Origin of the sequence: Pantoea sp. EABMAA-21 (assembly GCF_030053335.1) — a bacterium.
GTDB classification, from domain to species: Bacteria; Pseudomonadota; Gammaproteobacteria; order Enterobacterales; family Enterobacteriaceae; genus Pantoea; species Pantoea communis.
This window is the reverse complement of the sequence record NZ_JASGBX010000003.1, coordinates 233,778-252,321: the sequence shown is the minus strand read 5'-3', so window position 1 is coordinate 252,321 and position 18,544 is coordinate 233,778. Positions and strand designations below refer to the sequence as shown.

Here is an 18,544-nt window from a genome sequence, read left to right as displayed (position 1 = left end):
TCCTTATAACCCTGCTTTTAAACTTGCTTCAATGAAACGGTCGATGTCGCCATCCAGCACCGCTTGCGTGTTGCGCGTCTCTACGCCAGTGCGCAGATCTTTGATACGTGAATCGTCAAGTACGTATGAGCGAATCTGACTGCCCCAGCCAATGTCGGATTTGTTGTCTTCCGCGGCCTGCTTGTCAGCGTTTTTCTTCTGCATCTCATATTCGTACAGCTTCGCACGCAACTGCTTGAAAGCCTGATCTTTGTTTTTGTGCTGTGAACGGTCGTTCTGGCACTGCACCACAATGTTGGTCGGCAAGTGGGTAATACGCACCGCAGACTCGGTTTTGTTAACGTGCTGACCACCCGCACCCGAGGCGCGGTAAACGTCGATACGCAGATCGGCGGGATTGATGTCGATATCGATGTTGTCATCCACTTCCGGGTAGATAAACACCGAACTGAATGAGGTATGACGACGGCCGCCGGAGTCAAATGGACTCTTACGCACCAGGCGATGGACGCCAGTTTCGGTACGCAGCCAGCCAAACGCGTAGTCACCGATGATTTTAATGGTGGCGGATTTAGTACCGGCCACTTCACCGTCTGACTCTTCAATGATTTCGGTTTTATAACCTTTGGCCTCTGCCCAACGCAGGTACATGCGCAGCAGCATACTGGCCCAGTCTTGCGCTTCAGTACCGCCAGAACCGGCCTGAATATCCATGTAGCAGTCGGCGCTGTCATACTCGCCAGAGAACATGCGACGGAATTCGAGTTCGCCCAGCTTGGCTTCTAAACCATCCAGCTCGATAACGGCTTCGTTGAAGGTCTCTTCGTCGTCGGCTTCTACCGCCAGATCCAGCAAGCCCTGCACATCTTCCAGGCCCTGACGCATATGATCTAAGGTTTCTACCACCGCTTCCAGCGAAGCGCGTTCTTTACCCAGCGCCTGCGCGCGTTCAGGTTCGTTCCAGACGTCAGGCTGTTCCAGCTCGGCGTTTACTTCTTCGAGGCGTTCTTTCTTGGCATCATAGTCAAAGATACCCCCTAAGAACGTCGCTGCGCTCGGTGAGGTCTTGAATACGATTTTTGACCGGATTAATTTCAAACATGGCTTTTCAGTCTTTTTTGACGATTCGGTGAAAGGGGATAAAAAGTAACGCGCTAGTTTACCCGAAACTGCGCGTACTTTGTAGCATTGCAGGTATGCGAGATAGCGCAACAGTGCGCCCAAAGGGATTCGGTTACCCACCATGGCGAACCAGGGTCACTCGCTGCAGGTTACCGGGTGCGCTTTTAGACGCCCCCGAATGAATGATGCGGTTATAGCGGCCAGATATGGTCGATAATCAGTTGAACCGAGCGGTTGCCACGGTATTCGTTGATATCGAGTTTGTAGGCCAGTTTCACCTGGCGCACGCTGGTATCCGGCCACAAGGTCGTATCAACGTTAAACGCGATGCCATCCAATAGTGGGCCGCCGCCCAGAGGCTCAATCATCACCTTGAGGTGGCGCTCGCCCACCAGCTTTTGTTGCAGCAATTTGAACTGGCCGTCGAACACTGGCTCCGGAAAAGCCTGGCCCCAGGGACCGGCTTCACGCAGCATTTCAGCGGTGTGCAGCGTGAATTCCTGCGCATGCAGTTCGCCATCGGACCAAATCACACCCTGCAGCGCTTCACCATCTAACCACTCGTCGATCAGCGCGGCGAAGCGTTCGCGGAACAGATCATACTTCTCGGTTTCCAGCGACAGGCCCGCCGCCATGGCATGCCCACCAAACTTGATCATCAAGCCAGGATAGAGCGTATCAAGACGCTCCAGTGCATCACGTAAGTGCAGCCCCGCAATCGAGCGGCCCGAGCCTTTAAGCGTGCCGTCGCCCGCTGGCGCGAAGGCGATCACCGGGCGATGGAAACGCTCTTTCAGCCGTGAGGCCAGAATGCCGACCACGCCCTGATGCCATTCGGGATGATAGAAGGCCAGCCCCAGCGGCAAATCGGTGTGCTGGCGTTCCAGCTCATCACACAGCGCCAGCGCTTCGCTCTTCATGCCCTGCTCAATCTTTTTGCGCGTCTGGTTCAGCGCATCAAGCTCGTTGGCAAGCATGCGCGCCTGCGCAATGTCTTCGGTGAGCAGCAGTGCCACACCGACCGACATATCATCCAGTCGACCGGCTGCATTGAGGCGAGGCCCGACGGCAAAACCGAGATCGCTGGCCGCCAACTGACGCGCATCGCGGTTGGCGATCTCCAGCAGCGCGCGAATCCCCGCCCGGCATTTTCCAGCGCGGATGCGGCTCAAGCCCTGCCACACCAGAATGCGGTTATTGGCATCCAGCGGCACCACGTCAGCCACTGTACCTAGCGCCACCAGATCCAGCCACTCCGCCAGATTGGGCTCGTTTCGGCCATCACTAAACCAGTTCTGCAAACGCAGGTGTGCACGCAGCGCCAGCATCAGATAAAACGCCACGCCCACACCGGCCAACGACCGCGAAGGGAAGGCACTGTCATTGAGATTGGGGTTAACGATCGCTTCCGCTGCTGGCAACGTTTCGCCAGGCAAGTGGTGATCGGTGATCAGCACGGGAATACCGTGCTGATGGGCGGTTTCTACGCCTGCATGGGAAGAGATGCCGTTATCCACGGTGAGAATCATCTCCGCACCGCGCGCGCGCGCCTGCTCTACCACTTCAGGGCTCAGGCCGTAGCCATCTTCAAAGCGGTTCGGCACCAGATAATCGACATTGCCGCCCATGCTGCGCAGCGCTAAGACCGTTAACGCGGTGCTGGTTGCGCCATCGGCATCGAAATCACCGACCACCACAATACGGCGACCGGTTTCCAGCATCTGATGCAGTAAGGCTACCGCTTGATCGATGCCACCCAGGGTTTGCCACGGCAACAGATGTTTTGCACCACGCTCGAGCTCAGCGGCCTCTTTGACACCGCGTTGCAGGTAAAGGCGGCGCAGTAGCGGCGGTAAGGTATCAGGTAAGCTGGCGTCGGCCTGGATTTCACGCCGACGCAGTTCGACAGAATGCATCACTGTGGATTAACCGCCTCGCTTCTGACCATCAAGAACCTGTTTCAGCTCCTGCGGGCCCTGATAGCCAGGGATCATCATGCCGGTATCGGTAAGAATGGCAGGCGTGCCCTGAATACCGTACAAGATGCCCAGCTGATAATGCTTATCCAGATTGATTTTGCAGGTTTCTGGCGCATCCATCTGCGGCGCATCGCCTTTCATCGCTGCATCAAAGGCTTTGTTGCGATCGGCGCTGCACCAGATGGCGCGCATGGCTTTTTCCACCTGACCGTGCAGACCTTCACGCGGGAAAGCGAGGTAACGCACGGTGATGCCCAGCGCGTTGTAGTCGGCCATCTGCTCATGCAGCTTACGGCAGTAGCCACAGGTGATGTCGGTAAACACGGTAATCACGTGCTGCTCTTTTGGCGCTTTATAAACGATCATTTCCGGCGCCAGCGCGGTGATTTTTTTGTCCAGTAGCTGGTTGGTGACGTTTACCGGCTGCGCACCGCTAACATCGTATAGTGGGCCCTGAATCATGTGTTTGCCATCTTCAGAGACGTACAGCACGCCACTTTCGGTCAACACGGTTTTCATGCCTGGCAGCGGTGAAGACTGAATCTCTGTCTGCTGCAATCCGAGTTTTTTCAATGCTTGCTGAATGGCGCTGTCATCGGCATGAGCCAGACCGGCAAAGGCGCTGACCAGCAATGCCAGCATCGTTAACTGTTTTTTCATCTCAATTCCTTGTTGCCGCGGTTCAAGCACGCGGATGATGCTGTTGATGTAACTGACGCAGGCGCTCGGTAGCCACGTGCGTATAAATTTGGGTGGTGGAGAGGTCGCTGTGTCCCAACAACATCTGTACGACGCGCAAATCCGCACCGTGGTTCAGTAAATGTGTGGCAAATGCGTGACGTAGCACGTGTGGTGATAGCTTTTCGCTGTCGATACCGGCAAGGGTGGCATAGTGTTTGATGCGATGCCAGAAAGTCTGACGCGTCATTTGTTGCGCGCGGTTACTGGGGAACATCACATCCAGCGTTTGCCCATTCAGCAACCACGGCCGACCGTGCGCCATATAGTGCTCCAGCCAGTAAATCGCTTCTTCACCTAATGGCACAAGTCGCTCTTTGTTACCTTTGCCGATCACGCGCACCACGCCCTGACGCAAACTGATGTCGCTGAGGGTTAAACCCACCAGCTCCGACACACGTAAACCGGTGGCATACAGCAGTTCCAGCATCGCTTTGTCACGTAGCTCAAGCGGCACATCAATACTCGGTGCCTGCAGCAGACGTTCTACCTGGTTTTCACTGAGGTCTTTTGGCAATCGCTGCGGCAGTTTGGGCGCGGAGAGCAGTGCGCTGGGGTCATCACTGCGCAGCTTTTCGCGATAGAGGTATTGAAACAGACGGCGCATCGCGCTGAGCGTACGCGCCGAACTGGTGGCCTTGTAGCCGCCTTCGACGCGTTCGGCGAGAAATTGCTGCAGATCGAGCGCTTCCAGCGTCAGCAGCGTGCGTTCGTGGTGGTGTAACCAGCCGGTGAGCGTTTGCAAATCCTGGCGATAAGACGCAAGGGTATTTTGCGCCAGGTTACGCTCAATCCAGAGCGCATCCAGAAATTGTTCAATCAGATCGCTATCCTGCACGGTTCCCCCCAAACACGTGTGAAATCGTGCTCATTATGCCTGAAAGTCACCTGCTTCTGGTACAATTGCGCCAAAGTGAGTTTCAGTCAGAGCATTAATTGCATGAATATCGGTCTGTTTTACGGTTCAAGTACCTGTTACACCGAGATGACGGCGGAGAAGATTCGCGATTTTATCGGTGAAGAGTTAGTCACGCTGCACAACCTCAAAGATGAAGATCCCTCGCTGATGGAGCAGTACGATTTGCTGATCCTCGGCATTCCCACCTGGGATTTCGGTGAGTTACAGGAGGACTGGGAAGCGGTGTGGCAGCAACTGCCCGCGCTGAATTTGCAGGGAAAAATTGTCGCGCTGTACGGCATGGGCGATCAGGCTGAATATTCAGAATGGTTCTTAGATGCACTCGGCATGTTGCATGAGTTACTGCAGCCGATGGGCGTGCAGTTTGTCGGTTACTGGCCGCTGGAAGGTTATGAGTTTGTCAGCAAAAAACCACTCACGGCTGACGGCACCCAGTTTGTCGGCCTGGCACTCGACGACGTGAATCAGTTCGAGCTGAGTGAAGATCGTGTCGAACAGTGGTGCGAACAGATTCTGACGGAAACGGCTGCACTGCTTTAACGCGACGCATCTCTGTCACGCAGAAAACAGCAGGCGCGCAGTGAGCGCCATGCATAGGGCGGCAGGTTATCCATCATCAACCACAGTCGCCAGCGCGTGCCCTGCTGGTTTTGCAACGTTAACAATACGCCGAAAGGCAACCAATCTGCCTGCCGCGCTAATTGCCAGCGCTTTCCATACCAATGCCAGTCACCCTGTTCATCCAGCCCTAAGCGACCGGTGCGCTGCCTGAGCCGACGCTCATTGCGCCCGCACTCCAGCAGCATCAGAATCAGCAGCGGGGCTTTGCCCCACGCCCAGCCCTCGGGCCACTCAAGACTCAACAGCCAAACGGTGAACAGCACATACAGCGTCACGTTAAGCGCCCGAGCGCTGCGTGACGGCTGCACATCACATTGGAACCGGTCCGCGTTCACGGTTGCGTTGCTGAATCAGTTGCACCATGCGCTTGAACTCTGGATCAGCGGGCTCGCCGTGGTTCATCAACCAGTTAAACAGGTCAGGATCGTCACTCTTGAGCAGGGCGATAAACACCTGCTTATCGGTGTCAGTGAGCGAGTCATATTCGTATTTGAAGAACGGCATGATGGAGACATCCAGCTCCAGCATGCCGCGACGGCACGCCCACTGAACGCGAGCTTTATCATGAATTTCCATGTGTCTTTTTTCCATGGCTGAAAACAGTGGCGCTCAGTGTACCTGCTTTTTTCTCTGCCTGCAGGCGCAGCGCTGAATGCTGCGTGAAATTGCGCACAACAGTTCTACCCATTGCAGGATTATCACGCGATTTGTGCGCCAGATGAGGTAAACAGGTTGCAAAGCAGCACTGCTCTTTTAACATTGGAAGCAATATTGTTATTAATCAGGACGCACCCATGCCGATTTTCACCCTTCCGCCACGCCAGCCTGCTGCGGCCTCACGCCTGCCATTAACCCTGATCTCCCTCGACGAGTGGGCGCTGGTGTCGGTGCAGGGCAAAGACAGTACGTCATATCTGCAAGGCCAGGTCACTTTAGATGTTGCTGCAATGGACGCCACCCAGCATCGTCCGGCAGCCCATTGTGATGCCAAAGGTAAAATGTGGAGTAATCTGCGTCTGTTTCATCGCGGTGAAGGTTACGCCTACATCGTCCGCCGCAATCTGCGTGAGCAGCAACTTAACGAACTGAAGAAATATGCGGTGTTCGCCAAAGTCACCATCGCTGCCGATGATGATGCAGTGCTGCTGGGTGTGGCCGGTTTTCAGGCACGCACGGCACTGGCTGATGTGTTTGCCACCCTGCCGGATGCAGAAACACCGGTGGTACAACAAGGCGAGAGCACGCTGCTGTGGTTTGAACACCCCGCCGAACGTTTCCTGCTGGTGACCACGCTGACTCAGGCAGAAACGTTGAAAGAGAAGTTAGCCGGTGCTGCACAGTTCAATGACAGCACGCAGTGGCTGGCGCTGGATATTGAAGCGGGCATTCCGGTGATTGAAACCGCCACCAGCGCGCAGTTGATTCCGCAGGCAACCAACCTGCAGGCGCTGGATGCGATTAGCTTTAAGAAAGGCTGTTACACCGGTCAGGAGATGGTGGCGCGAGCTAAATTCCGCGGGGCCAACAAGCGTGCGCTTTACTGGCTGGCGGGCAGCGCCAGCAAAGTACCGCAGGCTGACGGTTCGATGGAGCTGCAAATGGGCGACAAATGGCGTCGTACCGGCACCGTATTGAGCAGTGTGCAGCTGGATGACGGTAGCGTGTGGGTGCAGGTGGTGATGAACAACGACCTGGAGCCGGACAGTGTGCTGCGCGTGGAAGGTGATGAAGGCGGGAAACTGACGATTCAGCCACTGCCGTATTCATTGGTCGATTGATTTGCATTCCAGGTGCGCATGAATGCGCACCTTAAGTAACCCCGCATGTTTCCCCGTAAGGTCGCCATTTATGGCGACTTTGTCGAAAGTCACACCCGGTGGTGGCACTTTTTATATCAACCGCTCAGTAAGCTCAGGCGACATAAAAATAGATCGCGCAGAAGTGCAACACGCTGCCACCCAGCACAAAGCCGTGCCAGATAGCGTGGTTGTAAGGAATACGCCGCGAGACATAGAAAATCACCCCTAGCGAGTAGACAATCCCGCCCGCAGCCAGCAACCACACACCTCCGGCTGACAGCCTGGTCGCCAACTGATAAATCACCACCAGCGACAGCCAACCCATACTGAGATAAGTGATCAGTGACAGTACTTTGAAACGGTGTGCAATCGTCAGTTTAAAGATGATGCCTGCCAGCGCCAGACTCCAGATCACCACCATCAACCCTTGCGCCAGCGGTGATTTCAGTCCCACCAGCAGGAAAGGCGTATAAGTGCCCGCGATCAGTAAATAGATCGCACAGTGGTCAAATTTCTTCAGCCAATATTTCGCTTTTTGGTGCGGAATGGCGTGATAGAGCGTTGAGGCGAGGAACAGTAAAATCATGCTGCCGCCATACAGACTGTAGCTGGTAATCGCAATGGTGTCGGCTCGCATTTCAACCGCTTGTGTTAGCAGCAACACCAATCCAACAATGCCGAATATGCAGCCAATTCCGTGGCTAATGCTGTTGGCAATCTCTTCGGCTACCGAGTAGCCCTGAGCAAGTATACGATTCTGTGCCATGCGCTAACATCCTGGAAAGAGGGTTAAGAACTGTGTTTTTTATCAACATCAGGGTAACCGGGAAAAATTTCAGAGTACACATGTACGCTAAAATAATTCTATGACAGGCGTGTGACAAATGGCCGATGGCCGCGCCGTTTATCACGCGGCCTCAATGTCGGATAGTCAATCAGAAGATTAGCGGCCACCTGCCGCATCAATAAAGGTGCCGGTGACGTAAGAAGCGGCATCACTTGCCAGCCAGATAATCGCGGCGGCGATCTCTTCAGCCTGCCCCCCGCGCTGCATTGGCAGTGAGCTGGCAACACGATCAACTCTGCCTGGTTCCCCCCCATCCGCGTGCATCTCGGTATAGATTAAGCCCGGACGCACGCTATTGACGCGAATGCCCTGCGCCGCCACTTCCAGCGATAAGCCTTTGGTCAGCGTATCCATGGCCCCTTTTGACGCTGCGTAATCAACATACTCGCCCGGCGCACCGAGACGCGCTGCCGCTGAGGAGACATTGATGATCGAACCGCCCTGCCCGCCGTGTGCGGTGCCCATGCGCTTGACCGCTTCACGACAGCAGATAAAGGTGCCCGTAACGTTGGTGGCGAACACGCGCTGAATACGTTCCGCATCGAGATCTTCTACGCGGCACTGCGTAAACAAAATTCCGGCATTATTGACCAGCACGCGCAGGTTGCCTGGCTGCTGATCAAGCTGTTGGAACATGTGCACGACCTGAGCTTCATCGGCGATATCCGCCTGCACGGCAAAGGCGCTGCCGCCCTGTGCTTCGATCTCAGTCACGACCTGCTGAGCTTCAGTGGCGCGCTTACGATAGTTAACTGCAACACGATAACCCGCCTGCGCCAGCATCAAGGCTGTTGCGCGTCCAATGCCACGGCTACCGCCGGTGACTAATGCCAAATCCATGTTGCCTCCAAATAGAAAAAGGGCCGATTTCTCGGCCCTTAGATTAGGGATCAAAATGTGTTTAGCCAAAATAATTTGAGTTGCACAAGGCAGCAGGCCCCCCCCTTCCCGCAAGCCCATATGAGGCCGTGAGCGAGGTGAATGAGTGCCGCCAATACAACGGCGGCCCTGAGCATAACGGCTAAATTATTGGTATTCGCTCATTGGAACACAGGAGCAGAACACGTTGCGGTCACCAAACACATCATCCAGACGCTTCACGGTTGGCCAGTATTTGTTGGCGCTACCTGCCGGGAACACCGCCAGTTCGCGAGTGTACGGATGCGCCCACTCGCCAACGATCTCCATCTGAGTATGAGGTGCATTTACCAGCGGGTTATCGTCAGCGGGCCATTCGCCATCGGCGACGCGGTCGATCTCCATGCGGATGGAGAGCATTGCATCGATAAAGCGATCCAGCTCGATTTTGCTTTCTGATTCCGTTGGCTCAACCATCAGTGTTCCGGCCACCGGGAAGGACATGGTTGGCGCGTGGAAGCCGTAATCGATCAGACGTTTGGCAATATCCAGCTCGCTGATACCGGTCTGCTCTTTCAGCGGACGAATATCGAGAATACATTCGTGCGCCACACGGCCATCGCGACCGGCATACAGGATTGGATAAGCCGATTGCAGACGGCTGGCAATGTAGTTGGCATTCAGAATGGCTACCGAACTCGCCTGCTTCAGACCTTCCGCGCCCATCATGCGGATGTACATCCAGCTGATTGGCAGAATCGAGGCACTACCGAATGGTGCGGCAGAGACCGCACCTTGCTGCGTCAGCACACCATCAATTTGCACCACGCTGTGACCCGGTACAAACGGAGCCAGATGCGCTTTCACACCGATTGGGCCCATGCCTGGACCGCCACCGCCGTGTGGAATGCAGAAGGTTTTATGCAGATTAAGGTGCGAGACATCTGCGCCGATGTAACCTGGCGTGGTGATGCCCACCTGGGCGTTCATGTTGGCGCCATCCAGGTAAACCTGACCGCCATACTGATGCACGATCTGGCACACTTCACGAATGGTTTCTTCGTACACGCCGTGGGTTGAAGGATAAGTCACCATGATGCAAGACAGCTCATCGCCAACCTGAGCGGCTTTCTCACGCAGATCGCCGAGATCGATGTTGCCTTGTTTATCACAGGCCACCACCACCACTGCCATGCCCGCCATCTGTGCGGAAGCCGGGTTAGTACCGTGCGCAGAACTTGGGATCAGGCAGACATTACGTCCACCTTCGTTGCGACTCTCGTGATAACGACGAATCGCCAGCAGACCAGCATATTCACCCTGCGCACCGGAGTTTGGCTGCATGCAGAGCGCATCGTAACCGGTGAGCTGTACCAGCCACTGTGACAGCTGGCCAATCATCTGCAGATAACCTGAAGCCTGTTCTGCCGGGCAGAATGGATGCAGCTCGGCGAATTCTGGCCAGGTGATCGGGATCATTTCGGCAGCGGCGTTAAGTTTCATGGTGCACGAACCGAGCGGGATCATCGCCTGGTTCAGCGCCAGATCCTTTTTCTCCAGGCTGTGCATGTAACGCATCATCTCGGTTTCGCTGTGATGACGGTTAAACACTGGATGGGTCAGGAACTCACTTTCACGCGACATGCCTGCCGGAATAGCGCTGTTTTCCGCAGCAACGCTGGCATCCAGAGCATCAATCTCCTGACCGTGCGCATCACCCAGCAGAATGGCAAACAGCGTCTGCACATCTTCGCGTGAGGTGGTTTCATCCAGCGTGATACCCACGCCGTTGAGCACGTCACTGCGCAGGTTGACGCCAAAGCTCAGCGCGCGATTCAGCACTTCGGCTTTATCGGCGACTTCAACCGTTAAGGTATCGAACCAGCTGTTGTGACGCAGCTTCAGTCCACCGTTTTTCAGGCCAGCGGCCAGAATACTGGTCAGACGATGAATGCGCGAGGCGATGCGCTTGAGGCCCGCCGGACCATGATAAACCGCATACAGGCCGGCGATGTTTGCCAGCAGCACCTGTGACGTACAGATGTTGGAGTTGGCCTTCTCACGACGGATGTGCTGCTCACGGGTCTGCATCGCCATACGCAGTGCAGTGTTGCCAGCAGCATCACGTGAAACACCGATGATACGACCCGGCATTGAACGTTTGTGCTCATCGCGGCTGGCGAAGAACGCAGCGTGTGGACCGCCGTAACCCATCGGCACACCAAAGCGCTGAGCGGAACCAAAAACGATATCTGCGCCCTGCTTGCCCGGTGCTTCTAACTGCACCAGCGCCATGAAATCGGCGGCCACGCTCACCACCACTTTGCGGCTTTTCAGCTCGGCAATCAGTGAACGGTAGTCATGCACTTCACCGCTGGTGCCCACTTGCTGCAGCAGCACGCCAAACAGGTCGTCGTGATCCAGCGCTTTGCTGGCGCTGTCGATGATCAGTTCAAAACCAAAGGTTTCTGCACGCGTGCGCACCACATCCAGCGTTTGCGGATGGATGTCTTCGGCGATAAAGAATTTACCGGCATTTTTCAGTTTGCTGACGCGCTTCGCCATCGCCATCGCTTCGGCGGCGGCAGTGGCTTCATCGAGCAGTGAAGCAGAGGCGATATCCAGACCGGTTAAGTCCAGCGTCAGGGTCTGGAAGTTCAGCAGCGCTTCAAGGCGGCCCTGCGAAACTTCTGGCTGATATGGGGTGTACGCGGTGTACCAACCCGGGTTTTCCAGCATGTTTCGCAGGATAACCGGTGGGGTGATCACGGCACTGTAGCCCATGCCGATCCAGGATTTGTAGATTTGGTTCTGACTGGCAATGGCTTTCAGCTCTGCCAGCGCTTGCTGTTCGGTCGCGGCATCACCGACCGCAGGCGGGCCTGGCAATTGGATGTCGGCAGGCACGATGGCGCTGATCAGTGATTCCAGAGAGCTGGCACCAATCGCTTCCAGCATGGTGGCCTGCTGCGCGGGTGTAGGACCGATATGGCGCTCAATGAAGGCACCGTTGTGTTCAAGCTGGCTGAGAGTCTGGGTCATTTGCAGTAAATCCTGAATCGGGCTGGGTTACAAAAATGGCATTAAATCAGGCAGATAAAAAAGAAGGCGCTGCAATGCAGCACCTCCGATGACTACCGGTTACTCGTCGATAGCGCCTTTATAGGCATCGGCGTCGAGCATCGAATCAAGTTCTGAAACGTCGCTGGCTTTAATACGGAATAACCAGCCTGCGGCGTACGGTTCGCTGTTGACCAGCTCCGGTGCGTCGGCCAGCTCTTTGTTCACGGCAACGATTTCACCGCTCAGTGGTGCATAGATGTCTGAGGCAGCTTTCACGGACTCCGCGACGGCACAGTCATCACCGGCAGCGAAAGTGGCGCCCACATCAGGCAGATCCACAAACACCATATCGCCCAGCAGTTCCTGCGCGTGTTCGGTGATACCCACGGTGAAGGTGCCATCGGCTTCTTCACGCACCCACTCGTGACTATCGCGGTATTTCAATTCATTAGGCACATTGCTCATCGCCATTTCTCCTGAAAAATTACTGAGCGACCGGCTTGCCGGCGCGAACAAAAATCGGTTTGGTGACTTTCACCGGCATTTCACGATTGCGGATCTCTACAATCGCTTGCTCACCAATGCCCGCTGGCACACGTGCCAGCGCGATGCTGTAACCCAGCGTCGGGGAGAAGGAACCACTGGTAATAATACCCTGCTGTGGCTGACCTTGTTCATCGGTGAAACGCACCGGCAAGCCGTTTCGTAACACCCCTTTTTCGGTCATGATCAAACCCACCAGCTTTTCAGTGCCATGTTCACGTTGCGCTTCTAGCGCCTCGCGGCCGATGAAATCGCGATCGGCAGGTTCCCAGCTCACCGTCCAACCCATATTGGCCGCCAGCGGTGAAACGCCTTCATCCATTTCCTGACCGTAGAGATTCATCCCCGCTTCCAGACGCAGCGTGTCACGCGCCCCCAGGCCAGCCGGTTTGACGCCTGCCGCCAGCAGCTTCTGCCAGAAATCAGCCGCTTCACTGTTCGGCATCGCAATTTCATAGCCAGCTTCACCGGTGTAACCGGTGGTGGCGATGAACAGGTTTTCGCTTTGCACACCGAAGAACGGTTTCATGCCCGCTACAGCTTCACGCTGCGCCGCAGTAAACAACGTCTGTGCTTTCTGCTGCGCCTGCGGGCCTTGTACGGCAATCAGCGCCAGGTCGTCACGCTCGGTGAGTTCGACACCAAACGGCTGAGCGTGCTGTTTGATCCACGCCAAATCCTTCTCACGCGTCGCGGAGTTCACCACTAAGCGGAAAAAGTCTTCGGTCATAAAGTAAACAATCAAATCATCAATGACGCCAGCCGAAGCATTCAGCATGCCGGTGTAGAGGGCTTTGCCGGGTTGCGTCAGTTTGGCGACATCGTTGGCCAGCAGATAACGCAGGAATTCACGGGTGCGGACACCGTGCAGATCGACGATGGTCATGTGGGAAACATCAAACATACCGGCATCGTTGCGCACCACATGATGCTCATCCATTTGCGAGCCGTAATGCAGTGGCATCATCCAACCATGGAAGTCCACCATGCGCGCACCGCATGCCTGATGCTGTTCGAATAGAGGCGTTTGCTGAGTCATAACCATCCTGTGAAAACAAGTGAGTGTGACGCGCCTGCGCCGCCTGTACAGGCTGACGCAAACGTTCTCTTTGTGCTGAAGTTACCACCGAACGCGGCGATTAACCATAAGGAAAACGAGGGCGAAACAGTACCACCCTTCAGCACGCACCAAACCCACCACAGCACAATTCACTGCGTTTTTGTGATTAACCGCGCATAAAATACAATTAATAACGATAAACACAGCCTGATAATGGAACACACGCCTCAGTACGGGAAATAGGTCCGGCGAACCCGCGACACCTTCATTAGTTAAAGTAATGCGAATTGGCGAGTAAAATTAGAATAAATCAAACGAGGCGCAATTTGAGTGCAGAGGCGCACCAGAGCAGTGCAGAGGGGTTAAAAACAGTTTAAGTGCGGTTTTTTTACTGACCCGCAGTGTCCCAGCAATCACTACATGAGCAATATCAGGATGGTTTCAGGTATGACGGCGCAGTGAATCAAGCAAAAAAATGGCGCCTGTATCGGCGCCATTTGAAGAGAGTTTAGCGAATCCAGCTGGGCATATCATTCAGCCCCATGGCCTGCTTCAGCATCATCGGTTTTACGCCCGGCAATGTGTCAGCCAGTTTCAATCCCACATCACGCAGTAGCTTTTTCGCCGGATGGGTGCCGGCAAACAGCTCACGGAATCCCTGCATACCCGCCAGCATCATTGCTGCACTGTGCTTGCGACTGCGCTCATAACGACGCAGATACAGGTGCTGTCCGATATCTTTGCCTTCCTGATGCAGGCGACGAATTTCACCGATCAGTTCTGCGGCATCCATGAAGCCAAGGTTAACGCCCTGTCCGGCCAGCGGATGAATGGTGTGCGCGGCATCGCCCACCAGTGCCAGGCGGTGCGCGGCAAAGTTACGGGCATAGCGCGCCATCAGTGGGAAGGTTTTGCGCTCGCTTTCAACATGGCACAAGCCGAGGCGCATATCGAAGGCGACCGACAAATGCTGGTTGAATAATGCTTCTGGCATCGACTGCACGCGGGCCGCTTCCTGCGGTGAGAGCGACCAGACGATAGAGCACAGGTGCGGGTCCTGCATAGGCAGGAACGCCAGAATGCCGTCGCCATGGAACACCTGACGCGCAATCGCATCGTGCGGCATATCGGTGCGGATATTGGCGACCAGCGCGTGATGATCGTAATCCCAGAAGGTAATCGGGATATCGGCTTTGTCGCGCAGCCACGAGTTTGCCCCATCCGCGGCAATCAGCAGGCGCGCACTCATCATGCTGCCGTCCTGCAAAGTGACGAACGCTTCGTTGTCGCCAAAGGCCACCTGCTGCAACTGCGCAGGGGCAAATAAGGTGATGTCGCTACACTGGCTGGCGCGCTGCCACAGTGCGCTGTGAATCACTTCATTTTCAATAATATGGCCGAGATGGGATAAGCCTTGCTGCTCATCATCAAAGCTGATGGAACCAAAGCTGTCTTGATCCCACACTTCCATCCCGTGATAGGCACTGGCGCGCAACGCCAGGATACTGGACCAGACATCCAGCTTTTGCAGCAGACGTTCGCTGGCAGCATTGATCGCCGAGACGCGAATCGATGCGGCGCTCGCTGGATCAAATTGTGGCTCAGGTGCTTTCTCCAGCACGGCAACACGCAGGCCGCTGCCCTGTAATCCGCAGGCGACGGCCAGACCTACCATACCGCCACCGGCGATAGCCACATCAAATGTTTGCATTGCTGCCCCTTAATTCATGCTCAACGCTTCACCCAGCCGAGCGTGCGCGCGGCAAGTGGGTTTCGCAGCCATGGCAGATGGTCCATTGCCACCAGCCCAAGATTTCTTCCCGCCACTAAGGGCGCATAACGATTGGCAAACAGCCGCACCAGGCCATCGGTCACGCCGATTGTCGCGGCGCGATCCGGTTGACGGCGTGCAGCGAAGTGCTGCAAAACGCCATAGCCGCCAACATCCTGCTGATGACGATGCGCGCCTGCCAGCGTTTCCGCCAGCGACATCACATCGCGCAAGCCCAGGTTAAAACCCTGGCCCGCAATAGGATGCAGCGTTTGCGCCGCGTTGCCCACCAACGCCAGGCGATGCGCCACCTGACGCTCTGCGGTTTGCAGCCCCAGCGGATACACTTCGCGCTGGCCGGCATGGGTGAAACGCCCTAAGCGCCAGCCAAACGCCAGCTGAAGCTCGCGCAGGAAAGTTGCATCATCCCACTGTTTCACCGTGGCTTCAGCCTCAACGGGGTGGCACCACACCAGCGACATGCGATTGCCAGACATCGGTAACAGCGCCAGCGGGCCGTACTCGGTAAAGCGTTCAAACGCGCGACCCTGATGCGGCTGCTGCGTGGTGACGTTGGCGATCACCGCCAGCTGCTGGTAATCGTCCCGCTGCCAGCTGATGCCACAGGACGCCGCAAGGGGCGAACGTGAGCCATCGGCTGCCACCAGTAACGCGCCCTGTAGCTGCTCGCCGCTGTTGAGTGTCACCGTGACAGATTCAGCTGATCGCACCACCGTCGTGACGTAATCCGGGCAGCGCAGCGTCACACCAGGCGCACTTTTCAGACGCTGGAACAGGCGCTGGCCCACATCAAACAGCTCAACCACCTGCCCCAGCGCCGGGACCTGGTAATCCTCCGCCTTGAGCTGCACAAAGCCGGTGTGGCCACGGTCAGAGACGTGGATATCCGTGATCGGCGTACCGCAATCTGCGAGCGAGCGCCACACATCGATATCCGCCAGTTGCTGACAGGTGCCCGCCGCTAACGCAATCGCACGGCCATCAAAGCCCGGATGTTTGCGGCTATCCGGCAGACTGCGCTCAATGAGCGTGACGGGCAGTTGGCCTTGCGTCAGATGCGAAATCGCCAGCGCCAGGGTTGCCCCGGTCATGCCGCCGCCTGCAATCAAAATGCTCATGCGTGGCGTGCCGCTGCCATCAAGGCTTCAATTGCGTCGGCATCTTTTACTACGCTGTCGGTCAGGTTTTCGTTGCCGTCAGCGGTGATCACGATGTCATCTTCGATACGGATACCGATACCGCGATACTGCGGTGGGACTTTCGCATCCGGCGCAATGTACAGGCCAGGTTCAATGGTCAGCACCATGCCCGGTTCGAGAATGCGGTCACGGCTTGGTGTACCGTAATGGCCGACGTCATGCACATCCAGCCCCAGCCAGTGACTCAAGCCGTGCATGAAGAACGGGCGGTGCGCCTGCTCTTCGAACAGCGTATCGATATTGCCTTCCAGAATGCCGAGATCGACCAGACCGGTGATCATGATGTGCACCACTTCGTCATTGACGTCGTGGATGCTGATGCCAGGGCGGAACATCGACAGCGCTTTGTACAGCGAGGCCAGCACGATGTCGTAAATCTCGCGCTGAGGTTGCGTGAATTTGCCATTAACCGGGAAGGTGCGGGTGATGTCCCCGGCATAACCGTGGAATTCACAACCCGCATCAATCAGCACCAAATCACCATCGCGCATTTCACTTTCGTTTTCGGTGTAATGCAGGATGCAGCCGTTCTCACCCGATCCCACAATGGTGTTGTAAGAAGGGAAACGTGCGCCGTGGCGATTGAATTCATGGTGAATTTCGCCTTCGAGCTGATACTCAAACATCCCCGGACGGCAGGCTTGCATCGCACGAGTATGCGCCAGCGCACTGATTTTTCCCGCACGGCGCAGGATTTCAATCTCAGCTTCGCTTTTGAACAGGCGCATATCGTGCACCCAGGGACGCCAGTCGGTGACAGTGGCAGGCGCGCTGAGATTCTGACGGAAGCCGCGACGCAGTTTTTCCAACGCGCTGAACACCCGTTGGTCAGCTTCTGCGTACTCACCCTGAGCGTGATACACCACATCAAGCCCGTTGAGCAGCTGATGCAATTGCTCACCGATGTCATCCCACGGTAAAGCGCGGTCAACGCCAAGCTTAGCGGGTGCGGCATCTTGCCCGAGGCGGCGGCCAAACCAGATCTCAGCGGTAAGGTCGCGAACACGATTGAACAGCACGCTGTGGTTATGCTTGTCATCACTTTTGATCAGCACTAGTAGCGCCTGCGGTTCATTGAACCCGGTGAAATACCAGAAGTCGCTGTTTTGGCGGAAGTTGTATTCCGTGTCGTTGCTGCGGGTCACTTCAGGTGCAGCGAAAATCAAAGCGGCGCTGCCAGGTGCCATACGGGCAATCAGCGCCTGACGACGTTGCTGGAAAGTATCCAGTGTAATCATGTTTGCACTCCCTGTTGAAACGGGCACCACGCGCCCGCAATAACGCACTTAGTGTAACGTTGGCTTTTGCACTTCCGGCGCAGTTGGTGTGTGCTGACGAGTGAATGTGTCATGGCAAAGCAAGGCCGCCACGCGCACATACTCAATCACTTCTTCCAGCGACTGCTCCAGCTCTTCCTGATCTTCATCTTCGTCGTAACCGAGCTGCGCGATGGTGCGCAAATCATCAATCGCTTCGCCGGTTTCGCCAGTGACTTTATCCAGCTTCGGCTGCGTAACGCCTAAGCCGAGCAGGAAATGATTGACCCAGCCCGCGAGCGCATCCGCGCGATCGAAGACGGTGATGTCATCATCTTCCGGCAGCATCAGCTGGAACATGAAACCCTCGTCTTCCAGCGTATTGCTCAGATTTTCATGCAGCGCCTGCAGCGGCTGTGACAGGCTTTGTGAAAACGCCATGCCTTCGTTGGTGAGGTCATGGACCATGGTTTTCCAGCGGGTGTCTTTATTGCCACCACACAAAATGCCGGACAGCAATCCGTGCATTTCGGCTGGCGTCATGCCCACGCCCTGCTGAGAAAGGGCTGCGGCTAGCGCGTTGTAACCAGGAGTTTCGTTCTGTAAAGACATAGGCTTTGGTCGTCGTTGGCAGAATAAGTTCGTGTTATGCTACCACCAGGTGCCTCAGGGTTTCCAGAAAAGGGGTTGTAACTTATATCGCGGCTCTATATAGTTGCGCACCTCCCAACCCATTGACAGGTAAGGG

At 55.9% G+C, this 18,544-nt stretch carries 17 protein-coding genes; 2 read left to right on the top strand and 15 right to left on the bottom strand.

Annotated features, from left to right (window positions below; genetic code table 11):
* Positions 1–3: 3 nt before the first annotated feature.
* The 4 genes from prfB to xerD all read right to left on the bottom strand — a co-directional run bounded on the left by prfB (position 4) and on the right by xerD (position 4,677).
* A protein-coding gene (gene prfB, locus QMZ65_RS06570) for a peptide chain release factor 2 (RefSeq protein WP_097118019.1) occupies positions 4–1,102 on the bottom strand; the annotation gives its coding sequence in 2 pieces (ribosomal slippage) (positions 4–1,026 and positions 1,028–1,102; 1,098 coding nt in all).
* Positions 1,103–1,313: 211 nt separating this feature from the next.
* Complete coding sequence (gene recJ, locus QMZ65_RS06565; protein ID WP_283215673.1) at positions 1,314–3,038, bottom strand: single-stranded-DNA-specific exonuclease RecJ; 1,725 nt, start codon at positions 3,036–3,038, stop codon at positions 1,314–1,316.
* 9 nt (positions 3,039–3,047) lie between these two features.
* Positions 3,048–3,761: a bifunctional protein-disulfide isomerase/oxidoreductase DsbC gene (gene dsbC / locus QMZ65_RS06560; RefSeq protein WP_034823178.1), complete on the bottom strand. Its 714-nt coding sequence runs from the start codon at positions 3,759–3,761 to the stop codon at positions 3,048–3,050.
* A gap of 22 nt (positions 3,762–3,783) precedes the next feature.
* On the bottom strand, positions 3,784–4,677 hold the full coding sequence (gene xerD / locus QMZ65_RS06555) for a site-specific tyrosine recombinase XerD (protein ID WP_034823182.1): 894 nt from the start codon (positions 4,675–4,677) through the stop codon (positions 3,784–3,786).
* Between the two features lie 102 nt (positions 4,678–4,779).
* On the opposite strand from xerD, the gene fldB reads away from it, so the two are divergent.
* Entirely contained in the window at positions 4,780–5,298 is a 519-nt protein-coding gene (gene fldB / locus QMZ65_RS06550; protein ID WP_097118022.1) for a flavodoxin FldB, read from the top strand.
* Here fldB and QMZ65_RS06545 read toward each other — a convergent pair.
* Positions 5,295–5,714 carry a protein YgfX gene (locus QMZ65_RS06545; protein ID WP_283215633.1) on the bottom strand — a complete coding sequence of 140 codons (420 nt, stop codon included), beginning with the start codon at positions 5,712–5,714 and terminating at the stop codon, positions 5,295–5,297. The genes fldB and QMZ65_RS06545 overlap by 4 nt on opposite strands.
* The gene (sdhE, locus tag QMZ65_RS06540) at positions 5,689–5,955 is read right to left on the bottom strand and encodes an FAD assembly factor SdhE (RefSeq protein ID WP_038645011.1); all 267 of its coding nucleotides are present in this window, start codon (positions 5,953–5,955) and stop codon (positions 5,689–5,691) included. Before sdhE ends, QMZ65_RS06545 begins: the two co-directional genes overlap by 26 nt.
* Positions 5,956–6,173: 218 nt before the next feature.
* Here sdhE and ygfZ point away from each other — a divergent pair, with 218 nt between their 5' ends.
* A complete protein-coding gene (ygfZ, locus tag QMZ65_RS06535; protein ID WP_283215632.1) occupies positions 6,174–7,157 on the top strand; it encodes a tRNA-modifying protein YgfZ in 984 nt (327 codons plus the stop codon).
* A 133-nt stretch (positions 7,158–7,290) separates the two neighbouring features.
* Here the strand turns inward: ygfZ and trhA are convergent, their stop codons facing one another.
* The 9 genes from trhA to QMZ65_RS06490 all read right to left on the bottom strand — a co-directional run bounded on the left by trhA (position 7,291) and on the right by QMZ65_RS06490 (position 18,408).
* Positions 7,291–7,944, bottom strand: coding sequence for a PAQR family membrane homeostasis protein TrhA (trhA, locus tag QMZ65_RS06530; protein ID WP_283215631.1), 654 nt, complete (start codon positions 7,942–7,944; stop codon positions 7,291–7,293).
* Between the two features lie 177 nt (positions 7,945–8,121).
* Positions 8,122–8,865 carry an SDR family oxidoreductase gene (locus QMZ65_RS06525; RefSeq protein WP_283215630.1) on the bottom strand — a complete coding sequence of 248 codons (744 nt, stop codon included), beginning with the start codon at positions 8,863–8,865 and terminating at the stop codon, positions 8,122–8,124.
* A gap of 186 nt (positions 8,866–9,051) precedes the next feature.
* Entirely contained in the window at positions 9,052–11,925 is a 2,874-nt protein-coding gene (gene gcvP, locus QMZ65_RS06520) for an aminomethyl-transferring glycine dehydrogenase (protein ID WP_283215629.1), read from the bottom strand.
* A 99-nt stretch (positions 11,926–12,024) separates the two neighbouring features.
* Entirely contained in the window at positions 12,025–12,411 is a 387-nt protein-coding gene (gene gcvH, locus QMZ65_RS06515; RefSeq protein WP_097118027.1) for a glycine cleavage system protein GcvH, read from the bottom strand.
* Positions 12,412–12,430: 19 nt separating this feature from the next.
* Positions 12,431–13,528 carry a glycine cleavage system aminomethyltransferase GcvT gene (gene gcvT / locus QMZ65_RS06510; protein WP_160833074.1) on the bottom strand — a complete coding sequence of 366 codons (1,098 nt, stop codon included), beginning with the start codon at positions 13,526–13,528 and terminating at the stop codon, positions 12,431–12,433.
* 529 nt (positions 13,529–14,057) lie between these two features.
* Positions 14,058–15,260: an FAD-dependent 2-octaprenylphenol hydroxylase gene (ubiI, locus tag QMZ65_RS06505; protein ID WP_160833073.1), complete on the bottom strand. Its 1,203-nt coding sequence runs from the start codon at positions 15,258–15,260 to the stop codon at positions 14,058–14,060.
* Between the two features lie 20 nt (positions 15,261–15,280).
* Entirely contained in the window at positions 15,281–16,459 is a 1,179-nt protein-coding gene (gene ubiH, locus QMZ65_RS06500) for a 2-octaprenyl-6-methoxyphenyl hydroxylase (protein WP_283215628.1), read from the bottom strand.
* The gene (pepP, locus tag QMZ65_RS06495) at positions 16,456–17,778 is read right to left on the bottom strand and encodes a Xaa-Pro aminopeptidase (RefSeq protein WP_160833071.1); all 1,323 of its coding nucleotides are present in this window, start codon (positions 17,776–17,778) and stop codon (positions 16,456–16,458) included. Before pepP ends, ubiH begins: the two co-directional genes overlap by 4 nt.
* Positions 17,779–17,826: 48 nt before the next feature.
* Complete coding sequence (locus QMZ65_RS06490; protein ID WP_034823202.1) at positions 17,827–18,408, bottom strand: YecA/YgfB family protein; 582 nt, start codon at positions 18,406–18,408, stop codon at positions 17,827–17,829.
* Positions 18,409–18,544 lie beyond the last annotated feature (136 nt).